At 70.0% G+C, this 13,464-nt stretch carries 11 protein-coding genes; 1 reads left to right on the forward strand and 10 read right to left on the reverse strand.

From position 1 onward, the window contains the following. Positions 1-1,749 carry a cyclic peptide export ABC transporter gene (locus ACV229_RS03435; protein WP_448081720.1) on the forward strand — a complete coding sequence of 583 codons (1,749 nt, stop codon included), beginning with the start codon at positions 1-3 and terminating at the stop codon, positions 1,747-1,749. Positions 1,750-1,983: 234 nt separating this feature from the next. Here the strand turns inward: ACV229_RS03435 and ACV229_RS03440 are convergent, their stop codons facing one another. The 10 genes from ACV229_RS03440 to ACV229_RS03485 all read right to left on the reverse strand — a co-directional run bounded on the left by ACV229_RS03440 (position 1,984) and on the right by ACV229_RS03485 (position 13,433). Beyond that, entirely contained in the window at positions 1,984-3,042 is a 1,059-nt protein-coding gene (locus ACV229_RS03440; protein ID WP_448081721.1) for an ABC transporter substrate-binding protein, read from the reverse strand. Positions 3,043-3,044: 2 nt separating this feature from the next. After that, positions 3,045-3,851, reverse strand: coding sequence for a siderophore-iron reductase FhuF (gene fhuF / locus ACV229_RS03445; protein WP_448081944.1), 807 nt, complete (start codon positions 3,849-3,851; stop codon positions 3,045-3,047). After that, positions 3,851-5,956, reverse strand: a complete 2,106-nt coding sequence (fhuB, locus tag ACV229_RS03450; protein ID WP_448081722.1) for a Fe(3+)-hydroxamate ABC transporter permease FhuB — start codon at positions 5,954-5,956, stop codon at positions 3,851-3,853. Before fhuB ends, fhuF begins: the two co-directional genes overlap by 1 nt. Beyond that, positions 5,953-6,804, reverse strand: a complete 852-nt coding sequence (locus tag ACV229_RS03455) for an ABC transporter ATP-binding protein (protein ID WP_448081723.1) — start codon at positions 6,802-6,804, stop codon at positions 5,953-5,955. The genes fhuB and ACV229_RS03455 overlap by 4 nt, the downstream gene beginning before the upstream one ends. Next, on the reverse strand, positions 6,801-7,811 hold the full coding sequence (locus ACV229_RS03460) for a TauD/TfdA family dioxygenase (RefSeq protein ID WP_448081724.1): 1,011 nt from the start codon (positions 7,809-7,811) through the stop codon (positions 6,801-6,803). Before ACV229_RS03460 ends, ACV229_RS03455 begins: the two co-directional genes overlap by 4 nt. 44 nt (positions 7,812-7,855) lie before the next feature. Continuing rightward, positions 7,856-8,098 carry an MbtH family protein gene (locus ACV229_RS03465; RefSeq protein WP_448081725.1) on the reverse strand — a complete coding sequence of 81 codons (243 nt, stop codon included), beginning with the start codon at positions 8,096-8,098 and terminating at the stop codon, positions 7,856-7,858. 104 nt (positions 8,099-8,202) lie between these two features. Continuing rightward, positions 8,203-8,871: an RNA polymerase factor sigma-70 gene (locus ACV229_RS03470; protein ID WP_448081726.1), complete on the reverse strand. Its 669-nt coding sequence runs from the start codon at positions 8,869-8,871 to the stop codon at positions 8,203-8,205. A gap of 317 nt (positions 8,872-9,188) precedes the next feature. Then, a complete protein-coding gene (locus ACV229_RS03475; protein ID WP_448081727.1) occupies positions 9,189-10,223 on the reverse strand; it encodes a fimbrial protein in 1,035 nt (344 codons plus the stop codon). Continuing rightward, a complete protein-coding gene (locus ACV229_RS03480; protein ID WP_448081728.1) occupies positions 10,220-10,963 on the reverse strand; it encodes a fimbrial biogenesis chaperone in 744 nt (247 codons plus the stop codon). Before ACV229_RS03480 ends, ACV229_RS03475 begins: the two co-directional genes overlap by 4 nt. A gap of 16 nt (positions 10,964-10,979) precedes the next feature. Next, entirely contained in the window at positions 10,980-13,433 is a 2,454-nt protein-coding gene (locus ACV229_RS03485; protein WP_448081729.1) for a fimbria/pilus outer membrane usher protein, read from the reverse strand. Between the last annotated feature and the right edge of the window lie 31 nt (positions 13,434-13,464).

Below are 13,464 nucleotides of genomic sequence, written 5' to 3' on the forward strand. Positions count from 1 at the left end.
ATGACAGCCGCTCACGAGTCTTCTCCCCCGCCGTCCCGCCCACCGGCCGCCGATGCCGTCCCGCCCGGACGCCCGGCCGCCCGCCTGATCCTCGCGCTGCTGCGCGAAAGCCGCGCCGCGCTCGCGCTCGCGCTCGTCGCGTGTGTGCTGAACGGCGTTGCGAGCGTGCTGCTCGTCGCGACGCTGAACCGCGCGCTCGCGCAGCCGGTCGCCGCCGACGCCGCGCTCGCGTGGCGCTTCGCGCTGTGCGCGGTGGTCGCGCTCGTCACGCGGATCGTGTCGGGCGTGCTGTTCGCGCGGCTGTCGCAGGACACGATGGCGCGATTGCGCGTGCACCTCGCGCGGCGCGTCGGCGCCGCCGAGCTGCGCGACATCGAGCGCATCGGCGCCGCCCCCGTGCAGTCGGTGCTGACCGACGACGCGACCAACGTGTCGATGCTGTTCTTCGCGTTGCCGAACCTCGTGATGCACGGCTCGATCGTGTTCGGCTGCCTCGGCTATCTCGCGTGGCTGTCGTGGCCCGTGTGCGTGCTCGCGCTCGCGGCGATCGTCGCGGGCTCGTTCGGCTACCACACGGGCGACCGCCGTGCGATTGCGTCGCTCGAAGCGGCCGGCCGCGCGCAGGACAGGCTGTTCGGCTATCTCGGCGCGCTGTTCTCCGGCGCGAAGGAGCTGAAGCTGCACGACGCGCGCGCACGCCAGTTCGTCGACGGCCAGCTGGGCACCGCGATCGGCGAGGTGCGCGACCACCGCCGGCGCGCGTTCAGCGCGTATGCGGTCGGCGTCGGCTGGATCATCTTCCTGTTCTATGCATTCCTCGGGGTGGCCGCGTTCTGGCCGCAGCTCGGCGTGCACGCGGACCCGGTCGCCGCTGCCGGCTACGTCGTCGTGTTCCTGTTCATGCTGGTGCCGCTCGACGGCCTGCTCAACAACCTGCCGACCGTCAACGCGGCGCGCGTATCGCTCGCGCGCATCGAGGACGTGATGGCCGAGTTCGGCACGCTGCGCACGGCGCCGCCCGCGAGCGGCTCGCCGGACGTGTCGCCTGCCGGCACGGTCGTGCTGCGCGGCGTCACGCACGCGTATTTCCACGAGCGCGACGAGCGGATGTTCCGCATCGGGCCGATCGACCTGACGCTCAAGCCCGGCGAGCTCGTGTTCATCGTCGGCGGCAACGGCAGCGGCAAGACCACGCTTGCGAAGGTGTTGACGGGGCTCTACGAGCCCGAGGAAGGCATGATCGAGGTCGACGGACGCCCGATCGGCTGGCGCGAGCGCGCCGCGTACCGGCAGTGCTTCAGCGCGGTGTTCAACGACTTCCACCTGTTCGATGCGCTGCTCGGCATCGTCGACCCCGACGATCCCGCACGCGCGCAGGCCGATGCGCGCGCGAATGCACTCGTCGCGAAGCTCGCGCTCGACCACAAGGTGCAGGTCGTCGACGGCGCATTCTCGACGCGCGCCCTGTCGACCGGGCAGCGCAAGCGGCTCGCGCTTGTCGTCGCGTACCTCGAGGACCGGCCGTTCTACCTGTTCGACGAATGGGCGGCCGACCAGGATCCCGCGTTCAAGGCGGTGTTCTATGAGCAGCTGCTACCCGAGCTGCGCGCGCGCGGCAAGGCGGTGGTGGTGATCACGCACGACGACCGGTATTTCGATCTGGCCGACCGCGTGCTGAAGCTCGACAACGGGCGCATTGTCAGCGATACGACACCGGCACGGCAACGTGTCGATGCGGTGGACGCCTGACGGAAACCGCCGGCGCCGTGGCGGATTTCAGCGGTGCCGGCGTACTCTGCATGATGACTGTTGTTTCGGCCTGGCCGGCCGGCTGCTTCAACTCGACAGCGGATCGTGGGTTGGCCATACGGTGACGGCACAGCACGTTTTCGTGACGACAAGCAGGATAACGAAGCGTGTACGACGCAGCCGCGCCCCGACGACTTCAGAAGTCGGCCCACCCGGCATGAGCGCTCCGTCGTTTCACCTGCGCGCTGGCGGCAACCCGAGCAGCGTGTCGGTCATCACGTCGGCGAGCTTCAGCGCCGACATCGGGCCGCCGAAGCCCCAGATGTTGCGCTCGACGAGCGCGATCCGGTGGTCGCGCCGGGCCGGCACGTAGCGCCAGACCGGCGAATCAAGCTTCGCGTCGAGCGGCATGTCCGCCCCGGTCGCCGTCACGAACAGCACCGCCAGGTCGCGCTGCGCGAGCAGGTCGGCCGACGTCACGTAGAGCGTGCCCTCGCGGGTCGGCCTCTTCGGCCACAGGTCGAGGCCGAGCACGCGCGACAGACCTGCCGCCGTGCTGTTGCCCGTATAGGCCCAGTAGCGGTCCGGCAGCCCGAGATCCTGCAGCAGCGCGACGCGCTCGCCGCGCCGTCCGGCCGCCGCGAGCCGCGCCGCATCTCGCGCGAGGCCCGCATCGAGCGTCGCCTCGATCGCCCGCGCGCGGGTGTCGCGGCCCGTCACCGCGCCGATCGTGCGGAAGATCTGCCGCGTCCAGTCGAGCTGGGTCGCGGGCACGCCGCCTGCGGTCACGTTCGGACTGAACTGGAACAGGATGGTCGGCGCGATCCGGTCGAGCGCCGCGAAGATCGGCGCGTGCCGGAAGCCGACGCCGATGATCAGGTCCGGCTTCACCGCGGCGATCGCCTCGAGCCCCGGCTCCTGCCGCGAACCGATGTCGGTCACGTGCGCGAACCGCGCGTTGTCGTAGCCGAGCCAGCCCGGATAGAACGCGGTATCGACCGTGCCGACCGGCGTGATGTCGAGCGCCGCGAGACTTTCGGCGAACATGAATTCGAGCGCGACGACGCGCTGCGGGCGCACGGGTATCGTCGCGCTCGCCTGCGAGACGACCGGGTTGGCTGCCAGCGACGCGCCGGACACCGGATGCGCGCCGGGTTGTGGGCCACCACCCTGCCCGTGCCGCACATCGTCTGGCTGCCCTGTCACGGCCTGCGCGCCGGCTGGCCAGCAGCAGGCGGCGCCCAGCGCCGCCAGTTGCGCGAACGCATGACGCCGGCCGGGCCACGCGGGCATCGTCAGCGGATCGCGTCCTGCCCGGCCAGCGCCGCGTCGTCCATCGTCAGTAGCAAGGGGCAGCTTCCACACAGTTGCGTTTCTCCAGGGATTTCGTAGCGCAGGCAGCACACGCGGCGTGCGCGAAACGGCGTCGGCAGCAGCGGCGAGCGCGGCGTGGCGTCGCGCACCGGCGTGCGCAGCGGATTGGGTTCGCCGTCCGCGCACGTCGCGCGGAACAGCCACGCGGCATCGCGCACGGGATCGGCCGCGCACGGCAGCGTGCGGCAGGTGTCGAACAGATAGTCGAGCAGGTTGCCGGCGTTGCTCCACAGCACGCGCGGCGTGACACGGCCGATTGCGGCCAGCAGGTCGATCACCGCGCCGAGATGCGCGACGAGCGCTGCGTGACGCGTCGCCGGGTCGTCGCACGGCGCGCCGAGCGCGTCCGGCGCGAAATACAGCGCGGCGGGCATCCCGTCGTCGAGCGCGACGAACGTGCGCTCGATCGGCATCGCGAGGGGCCGGCCGAGCGTCAGCGCCGCGACGACGCCCGCAGGCGCCACCCGGCCGAAGTAATACTTGCTCCATTGCGACAGCAACGCGCGCGCGTGCACGGCGGGGTCGCCGCCGTAATGGCGGGCCATCGCATCGAGCAGCGCGTCGCGATGGTCCGGCAGTGCGGCGACCGGCACGATGTGCGCGCCGGAGCTCCACGCGTCGTCGGGCACGCCGAGCCAGACCGTGTCGAGATACGGAGCGAACACGTCCGGCGCGAACGACGCAAAACACGTCGCGCACGTCGCCTGCGCGTCGAGCGCCGCCGGCATCATCGGCCCACGCGCCGCGCGCGGCGCGCCTCGACGATCAGTAGTCCGAGCAGATAAGGCGCGCCGATCAGCGCGGTCAGCACGCCGGCCGGCACCTCGCGCGGCGCGACGGCCGTGCGGGCCGCAATGTCCGCGAAGCCGAGAATCAGCGCGCCGCAGGCAGCCGCGAGCCACAGTCGCGTGCGATGCCGCCGCGCGCCGAGCATCGTCGCGACGTGCGGCGCCATCAGCCCGATGAAGCCGACCGGCCCGACCGCCGCGACGGCCGCGCACGCGGCGAGCGTCGCGACCACGAGCGCGAGCGGCCGCAGCGCGGCGACCGGCAGGCCGAGCGCGGCCGCCTGGTCGTCGCCGAGCGCAAGCATGTCGAGCGGCCGCGCGAGCAGCGCGAACACCGGCACAGCGAGCACGCACCACGGCACGAGCATCGCGACCTCGCCCCAGCTGCGGCCGTACGTGCCGCCGACGAGCCACACGACGAAGCGCGCCGGTTGCACGCTTTGCTGCGTGATCAGCCATTGCGCGAGCGTCGTCCACAGCGTGCCGATCACGATGCCGGACAGCGCGACCGCAAGCGGCGCATAGCGGTGCCGATGATTGAGGCCGAGCGTGATCGCGAGCGATACGCCGCCGCCTGCCAGCGCCGCGGCCGCGAGCACGCCGTGGCCCGCGAGCGGCCAGGTCGTCAGCGCGAACAGCGTGACGAGCGCCGCGCCCTGCGTGACGCCGAGCACTTCCGGGCCCGCGAGCGGATTGCGCACGACGCTTTGCATCGCGACGCCGCTCGCGGCGAGCAGCGCGCCGGCGAGCAGCGCGCACAGGAGCCGCGGCACGCGCAGGTCGATCAGCATCCGCGCAACGGGGTCGGCGCCCGACAGCGCCGCGAGCCAGCGCGCGGGCGTCAGCCACGTCTGCCATTCCGGGCCGGCGGACGCACCCGCGGCCAGCACGAGCGCACCGGCGCCGACGACGAGCGCCGCGCGCAGCGGCCAGCGCACGCGCTCGAACCACGCGACGAAGCGGGTCGAGCCACCGCCCGCCGCGCGTTCGGGGCCCGCATGCAGCACGCCCGACCATGCGGCGCCGCGCCGGATCATCGCGAGCATCAGCGGCGTGCCGACGAGCGCGATCGCGACGCCGGTCGACAGCGTCGCATCGAGGCCCGACGCGAGCACCGCGCTGTCGGTCACGAGCACGAGCGCACCACCCGCGAGCGCCGACAGCGGCACCAGCGCGGCGAGCCGCGACGGCCGCGCACCGCGCACCTGGCGCAGCAGGTTCGGCGCGACGAGGCCGACGTACGACAGCGGCCCGGCGATGCTGACCGCGACGCTCGTGAACGCGACCGCAACGATCGTCGCGGCGAGCCGCGCCGCATCGACGGGCACGCCGGCCGCGGCCGCCGCGTCGTCGCCGAGCGCAAGCGGGTCGAGTGGCCGGATCACGAACGGCAGCGCGGCGAGCGGCACGACGAGCCAGCTCGCCGCGAGCACCAGGCCGGCCGCGCCCGGTTGATAGAGACTGCCGTTCGACCACAGCGCGGCGCCCGCGATGTTCTGCTCGAAGAACGCGAGCAGCAGCGTCGACAACGCGGCAAACAGCAGCATGCAGACGCTGCCCGCGAGCACGAGCCGCAGCGGCGTCGCGCGCCACCCGCCGGCCGCGAGCAGCGGGCACGCCGCCGCGAGCAGCCCGCAGACGAACAGCACCGGCACCGACGCGACGCCCGCGAGCGACGGCACGAGCATCGCGGCCAGCAGGCCGAGCTGCGCGCCGCCCGTCACGCCGAGCAGGTCGGGCGACGCGAGCGGATTGCGCGTGAGCGACTGGAACAGCGCGCCCGCGACGCCGAGACAGCCGCCCGCGACGAGCGCCGCCGCGACACGCGGCAGGTTGAGATCGAACAGGAACACGCGCGCGAGCGCGGCCGCGTCGCTGCCGGGCGCGGCGCTCCACCACGCGCGCAGGTCCGGCGCGACGCGCAGCACCGCCACGCACGCGATCAGCAGCAACATGCCGGCCGCGAGGGCGCCGACGCGGCTCGCTTGCGCGCCCCTGCCGCCGGCGCGTGCCGCGCGGCGCCTGCGCATGGCGAGCGTCGTCATACGGCGAGATCCCGGTCGAACGCGGCCGCGTGCCGCGCATCGTCGGGCGATGGCCCATATGCGGGCACGCACATCGGCGCGCCCGTCTGCGGATGCGCGAGCTTCAGCATCTCGACGCCGAACGCCGCGCGCAGCCGCGCGGGATCGAGCATCGCGTCGGGCGCGCCCTGCGCGACGACGCGGCCCGCACGCATCAGCACGATCTCGTCGCTGTAGGCGGCCGCCTGGTTCAGGTCGTGCAGCACCCAGACGATCGTCAGCCCGCGCGCGCGATTGAGCCTGCGCAGCGCGTCGAGGATGTCGAGCTGGTGATGGATGTCGAGATAGGTGGTCGGCTCGTCGAGCAGCACGATCGGCGCCTGCTGCGCGAGCGCCATCGCGATCCACGCGCGCTGCCGCTCGCCGCCGGACAGCGCGCCGACGTCGCGGCCCGCGTCGTCGGCGAGGCCGCTCGTCGCGAGCGCCTCGTCGACCGCGGCGTGATCCGCGCGCGACAGCCCGCGCAGGAAGCCGCCGTACGCATAGCGCCCGTACGCGACGAGCTCGCGCACGGTGAGCCCGGACGGAATCTGGTTGAACTGCGCGAGCATCGTCAGCTCGCGCGCGAGCGCGCGCCGCTTGAACGACGCGAGCGGCCGGCCGTTGACTTCGACGTGGCCGGCAAGCGCAGGCTGCAGGCCCGCGAGCGTGCGCAGCAGCGTGCTCTTGCCGCAGCCGTTCGGCCCGCACAGCGCGGTCACGCGGCCGGCCGCGATCGACAGGTCGAGCCTGTCGAGCACGACGTGGTCGCGATAGCCGACCGTCAGCCCGCGCGCGGCAAGCGCGGCGCGTCCGGCGGGAATCGTCATCGCGCCTCCGTGCCGTCGCGCGCCGGGCTGACGCTCTGCGCCATCGCGACGACGACCTTGCGCGGTCCTTCGAACGGATCGCGCGCGTGCGCGGTCAGCATGTTGTCGAGCATCAGCACGTCGCCGGTCCGCCACGGAAACACGATGCGCTGCCGGTCGAGCACCGCGCGGATTTCCGCGAGCGCGTCGGCTTCGAGCGGCGCGCCGTCGCCGTAGTAGACATTGCGCGGCACGTTGTCGAGCCCGACCGCGTCGACGAGCGCCTCCTGCATGTCGTCGTCGAGCGCGGACAGGTGGAACAGGTTCGCCTGGTTGAACCACACGCGCTCGCCCGTGCGCGGGTGCCGCGCGACGGCCTGGCAGCGCTCGCGGGTGCGCAGCAGCAGCTCGCCGTCGTCGCCGGTGCGCCACGCGCATTCGATGCCGCGCGCCGCGCACATCCGCTCGACCTCGCGCGGGTCGTCGGTGCCGAACGACTGCTGCCACGGCAGGTCGAGCCCCTGCCCGAAATTGCGCACGTACAGCAGCTCGCGTTGCTCGAATCGCGCGACCAGCGCGGGATCGAGCGCGCGATACACGGCGCGGCTGTCCGCGATCGGCGTCGCACCGCCGCGCAGGGCGGCGAGCGCGCAATGGAACCAGATCCGCATCGGCCACTCGCGCGTGTACGACTGCTCGTTGTGCAGCGGGATCGCGCGGTGCGGCGGGTATTCGGTCGACGTATACACGGCGCCTTCGACCTGGCTGCGCGGCGTCGACGCGTATTCATAGCCGATCAGCGGATCGCCGAACGCGGCCGCGAACTGCTGGAACGCGTCGATCGACGGCACGTGGAAGCCCGTGAACAGCACGCCGCCCGCGCGTTCGAGCGTGTCGGCGGCGATCGTGCGCGCAAGCGGCGCGACGTCGTCGAGCGACATCCCGCCGCCGTTCTTCGGCGACACGACGGTGGGCAGCCCCGGCTCGATCCGCAGGTCGTCGAGCGTCGGCAACGAAAGCAGGGTCATGCAACGTCCTCTTCAGGTGGTGCGCCGGATCGCGGTGGCGCCGGTCACGACGCGCGCCGCGCGGCTTCGCCGTCCATCGCGCGGCGCAGGCTCGCGGGCCGCATGTCGGTCCAGACGGTCTCGATGTACGCGAGGCAGTCGGCCTTCGGGCCGCGCACGCCGATTTCGCGCCAGCCGGCCGGCACGGGCCGGAACGTGGGCCAGATCGAATACTGTTCTTCGTCGTTGATGACGACCGTGTAGACGAGATCTTCTGTGTCGGCGGAAGGCTGTGTGGCTTGCGTCATGGCGGGAATCGGTCGGAAATCGCTGGAGGCGGTTAATGGAATCGGAGAGGAAACGGAGCGGATCGTCCGTCCCTGTCGAATAGACGATTGGCCGGCGCGCTTTTTTACCGGCGGCGCGCGCGGCCGCCGCAGAACACCGGGCACGCGACGCCGCGGTGGCACGCGTCGAGGCATTCGGCGCAATGGCGCTCGGCGTCGCGCACCATGAAATGCACGAGCGTCTGCGACACGTTCAGCGCGCGCGCCGCGCTCTGCAGCGTTTCGTCGCGCAACCGCACCATCTCGAACGCCGCGCGGCTGCGCGCCGGCAAGTCGTCGAGCGCCGCCGACACGCGCCGCAGCGCGTCGCGCGTCATCAGTGCCGCTTCGGGCGTCGGCTCGGGCGATGGCACGTCGTAGCCGTCGTCCTCTTCCGCGTGATACACGTTCTCGAGACTCTGGCGGCGGCACGCGTCGATCGACGCATTGCGCACGATCCGCGTCACATACGCGACCGGCTGGCGCACCGCGTCCTGGTTCGGGAAATCGACGAGCTTCACGAACACGTCGTGCACGACGTCCTCCGCACGGCTTGCACAGCCGACGAAGCCGCGCGCGATATTGACGAGCATCGCGCGATGGGCGATCAGCACGTCGAGCAACGCACCCTGCGCGCTCGGCACGGCGGCGCCGTGCGTGCGCCGTGCGGGTCCGGCCGGCAGGTCCGGATGACTTCCGCGGAACGGCTTCGCCGTTGCCGCGACCGGTCGTTCGAGCACTTCCGCCATCGCCATCGATTCGCTCCGTCAAATTTCGAGATAGCGCAATCTAACGTAAACACGAATCATTCTCAATTAGATTGCGGAATGCCCCTTCAGGCAACTCGGATTTGTATGAACAATGAAAAACTTGTCGGAAGGCGCGCGGGCTGCGACTCGGAACGCGCCGGACAACGCGTTCTCATTCGCCCAGCGGACGGCGCACGGCTGTCATGTGCCGTAGCAGCTTATTACCACGTGAAATTTCGCGGACTCGTACGATCCACTCGAAACGAGGCGCCGGAAAACCGGCGCCTCGGGGTATGGGCAGGCGCGCTGGCACGCACCGCGCCTCAATACAGGAAAATCCGGATCGTCGCCGACGCGTTGAACGGCCCGATCTTCGGCGGCCCGAATGACTTCAGCACCGCATCAAGCATCACGCTCTGGTTCATCACGTTGGCCGGAAACTGCGCAAGCGTGAATTGCTCGTTGAACCGGATTGCCTTGCCCTGGCTGTCCTCGATGCCGATGCCGAAGTTGCTTTTCGCATCCGGTATCAGCAGGCCGTTCTGCACGGTCCCTTTCGTGACTTCGAAATAGCCGTCCACCCGCACCGGGATACTGCATTTCTTGGTCAGCGACATCGAAAACCGCTTGCGCGGCACGGCCGGCATGAAGCCGTTGCCGGACGCCTGAACCTGCCCGAAATTGACGATGCCTGGCTCGGGCGTGACCGTCACATCGACCGTGCAGGGCGTCGGCTTGAGTTTCTGCAGGCCGCTGATCTTGTAGCGGAAGCTCGGATTGATGTAGTTCAGCCCGCCTTTGCCGTCGAACTGGAACACCGCGTACACGTCCGACGGCGGCGTCACCCACGTTCCCCGCTTCCGTACGACGACCTGATACGTGATGCTGATCGGCCATTTCTTGCACAGCCCGGCCTTGACCTCCCGGTCGCTCATGTTGCACGCGAAGACGGTGCTGCCCGTCTCGATACCGTCGCCCGGCTGACTGCTGCGCCCGAAGTAGTCCTGGCCGCCGACGCGAATGCCGATTTCGAGCCCCCACGCGGCTGGATTCTGCCCCTCGGGGTTGGCGTAGAAGTAAACCTTCTCGTCGAAGTACTGCAGAGTGTTGCCAAGATCCTTGTAGCAATAGCCGGTCGTCGTGCGCGGCGGCGACACCCAGATCACGTAGCCGTCTGGTGCATCGGTCTGATACGAGGCGACGTTGCCGATCGATTCGGTCAGCGACGTGCCGCCACCATCCGCGATGCAGCGCAGCGCCCATGCCGGTTGGGCGACAACGACGAGCAGCACGAACACGCACCATCCGAGCCAAGCGCGCATGCGTATGCCACAGGCGCTTCGCTGTGCCCCGCTCATTTCTTCACGCTCTTGCAAACCCCGGCCTCGCACGCATACTCGACCGCCACCTGGCCGCCGTAGTCATCGACATGCGTGACGAACAGCGTCGCCGGCGCGGCGCCCTTGAACGGCACGTCCGCCGTGCCCATCGGGCTCACCATCACCGGATCGAGCGGCACCGGCGCCTTCTGCGCGCCGGCCGTCACCTCGACCACCGTCACATGGAACGGCGTCGGGTTATCGAACACGAGCTTGTGCGCGGCACTATCGACGCGCAGCGTCATCGGCAGCGTCGGATCCTGGTCGCGCGACGGCTGCACGCCCTTCGGCCGGTAGAACAGTTTCATCTGCGTGTGCAGCGCGATCTGCAGCGCGTTCGGCGTATCGGTCTTCGGCGGCACCTCGCGGATGTTCAGGTAGAACACCGTCTCGCGGTCGGCCGGCAGCGCGCCACCCGGCAGCTTCGCGATCCGCAGCACGTTGCGCTCGTTCGCCTCGATGCGCTGCAGCGGCGGCACCACCATCAGCGGCGACGTGATGCGGTTGCCGTTCGCATCCTCGATCCACGACTGCACGAGGTACGGATAGGTCGCGCTCTTGTTCGTGATCGTCACGATCGCGGCCTGCTCGCCTTCGTTGAAGATCACGCGCGTGCGGTCCGGCACGATCGACGCGTGCGCGATGCCGGCCAGCAGCGTGCCGGCGGTCGCAAGCGCGCACGACGCGCGCCGCAGGAAAGGAAAGGAAAAGGGTTTCATCGCGGAATCCGTTGGGTCATCGGTCGGTCCGGCCCGTCGCCGCATGCGACTCGCCGGACGGCTGGCACGTCACCGGAATCGGCGTGCCTTCGAGTTGGAGCTGGTCGGGCAGCACGTCGAGCGTGCACAGCGTGCGTTCGCCCGCGCGCACGACCAGCGATGATTTCGGCTGCACCTGGGTCAGGTACGCGGCGCCGTCTTCGCCGACGATGCCGAGCTCCTTGCCGTTCGCCGCGTCCTGCACCGATGCGCCGAACGGCAGCGTGTTGCCGCTCGTGTCCGACAGCGTCAGGTACAGGTTGCGGCCGTGCGCGGCGGAGAACTTGACGAAGCCGATCGCGCCGTCGGTCAGCACCATGCGCTGGATCGGGTTCGACACCTGCACTTCGAGCGGCAGCTTCTCGACGCTCACCGTCGCGTCGTACACGTTGTACGGCGAGATGCTGTCGACCACCGTGTAGCCGCGCCCGTTGGTGCGCGCGAGCGAACCGGACAGCGGCACGTCGGGCACGCCGTCGGTCGACACGAGCAGGCGCGTATCGCCCGCGTTGCCGTTCGCGTGCGCGGTCACGCCGTATTGGGTCGCGACGAGCGAGCCGTCGACTTCGAGCGACGCGGCCGCATACGCATTCGCGACCGTCGACGCCTGCGCGGTGAGCTGGTACGACGACGTGCGCTGGCGGAAGCTCGCGTTGCCCGACGCGCGGCCATCGGTCGTGCCGGCGTAGAGCTGGTACGTGCGGCCTTCCGGGTCGTCGTAGATGTAGCCGGCGTTCACGCTCGTGCTGCCGCCGCCCGTCGTCAGGTTCGACGTGACGGTCTGGCGATCGCCGATCGGCAGCGTCGCGGTCACCGAGAACTGGTTGCCGCTGCCGGCCGCGCCCTGCGTGCGGAACGCGGACACGCTGACGTTCACGTGGCGCAGCGCGCCGAGCGAGAACGCGCGCGTGAGCGTCAGGCCGACGCGCTGGTCGGACGGACGCGCCCAGTAGGTCGTCTCGTCGTACGAGAAATAGGTCGACGTGTCGCCGAAGCGCTTCGACAGCGTCGCCGAATAGCGCTGCTTGCTGTTCGCGAGGCCGAACGCGGTCGGGTCGCCCGTGAATTGCGCGAAGTTCGTGTACTCGCGCTCCGAGAAGCGGTAGCCGAAGAAGCGCACGTCCGCGTCGAGCGAATCGAAATGCTTCGAATAGTTGATCCGGTACGAGTTGCCGTTGCGCGTCGCGCCGTTCCACCACAGCCGGGCACGCGCATGCGTGATGTCGGCCGACACCGCGCCGAACGCGCCGAAATCGCGGCCGAGGCCGAGCGCGACCGACGTGTAGCCGGACGCGGCGATGAAGCCGCCATACAGGGTGACGTCGAACGGCAGGCCGTACGCAAGCTCGCCGAAACCGAAGAACGGCGTGATGCCGGCGCCGCCGAACAGGCGCGGCTTGCCGACTGCGGCCTTGTAGCGAAACGCTCCCTCGCGCGCGAGGAACGGCACCGACGCGGTCGTCACCTGGAAGCGCTGCACCGTGCCGTCCTCTTCCTCGACCGCGACGTCGAGCGTGCCCTGCACGCTCGTGTTGATGTTCTGCAATGCGAATGCGCCCGGCGACACGCGCGTCACGTACAGCACGCGGCCCTGCTGCGACACCGTGACGGTCGCATTGGTGCGCGCGACGCCGGAAATCAGCGGCGCATAGCCGCGCAGCGACGGCGGCAGCATGCGGTCGTCGCTGCGGATCGTCGCGCCCGTCAGCGCGAACGTATCGAAAATATCCGAGCTCAGGTAGTCGTCGCCGAACGACATCGTCGACTGGATCGACGGCAGCGCGCGAAACGCATACAGGCGGCTGAAACGGAACGAGTGGTCCTGATAGACCGCGTTGCCCGAATTGCTCTGCGCCTGGTAGTCGCCGCGAAAGCGCCATGCGCCCCAGTTCGCGCCGACCGTCCCGTACGCCTGCACGGAATTCGTCTGGCCGCCGGCCGAGCCGTAGTTGCGGTTCGTGTTCGCGATCACGCGGTAATCGAGCATCGCGCCGGGAATCCCGTCAGTCCAGCGCTCCGGCGGCAGGTAGTACGCGTCCGTGTATTCGAGCGCGGCTTGCGGAATCGTGATCTTGAGGCGCCCGTCGCCCTTCAGGTAACGCACCGTCACCCCTTCGATCGCGGACAGGTCGACGCAGCTTCCCCCCTGGAACCGCGGCAGGTCCTTCACGAGCGATGGCTTCAGGCCGAATTGCGCGACGAGCTCCGGTCGCAGGCACGGCCTGCCGCCGCCCGACGCGTCGCCGGCAACGAACTCGATCGTCTGCAGCCCGTAGAACAGGTCGTTGACCTGCACGTCGACCATGTATTCGCCCGGCAGCGTGAAATCGGCCTGCGAAAACTGCGACAGGTCGACGTTGCTCGCACCGTCGATGCTGAGAAACGACGAATTGAATTCCGTCGCATGGCTCTGGCTGCCGACGACCAGCACGGAGACGCAAAGGAAGGAATGTCTGATTCGC

It is taken from the genome of Burkholderia sp. MR1-5-21, from assembly GCF_053427715.1.

Excerpts from the sequence above, each read along its gene's own strand:
- ACV229_RS03435 (WP_448081720.1), top strand. The coding sequence starts at position 1 with ATGACAGCCGCTCACGAGTCTTCTCCCCCGCCGTCCCGCCCACCGGCC.
- ACV229_RS03460 (WP_448081724.1), bottom strand. The coding sequence starts at position 7,811 with ATGACCCTGCTTTCGTTGCCGACGCTCGACGACCTGCGGATCGAGCCG.
- ACV229_RS03455 (WP_448081723.1), bottom strand. The coding sequence starts at position 6,804 with ATGACGATTCCCGCCGGACGCGCCGCGCTTGCCGCGCGCGGGCTGACG.
- fhuF (WP_448081944.1), bottom strand. The coding sequence starts at position 3,851 with ATGCCGGCGGCGCTCGACGCGCAGGCGACGTGCGCGACGTGTTTTGCG.
- ACV229_RS03480 (WP_448081728.1), bottom strand. The coding sequence starts at position 10,963 with ATGAAACCCTTTTCCTTTCCTTTCCTGCGGCGCGCGTCGTGCGCGCTT.
- ACV229_RS03440 (WP_448081721.1), bottom strand. The coding sequence starts at position 3,042 with ATGCCCGCGTGGCCCGGCCGGCGTCATGCGTTCGCGCAACTGGCGGCG.
- fhuB (WP_448081722.1), bottom strand. The coding sequence starts at position 5,956 with ATGACGACGCTCGCCATGCGCAGGCGCCGCGCGGCACGCGCCGGCGGC.
- ACV229_RS03465 (WP_448081725.1), bottom strand. The coding sequence starts at position 8,098 with ATGACGCAAGCCACACAGCCTTCCGCCGACACAGAAGATCTCGTCTAC.
- ACV229_RS03470 (WP_448081726.1), bottom strand. The coding sequence starts at position 8,871 with ATGGCGATGGCGGAAGTGCTCGAACGACCGGTCGCGGCAACGGCGAAG.
- ACV229_RS03475 (WP_448081727.1), bottom strand. The coding sequence starts at position 10,223 with ATGAGCGGGGCACAGCGAAGCGCCTGTGGCATACGCATGCGCGCTTGG.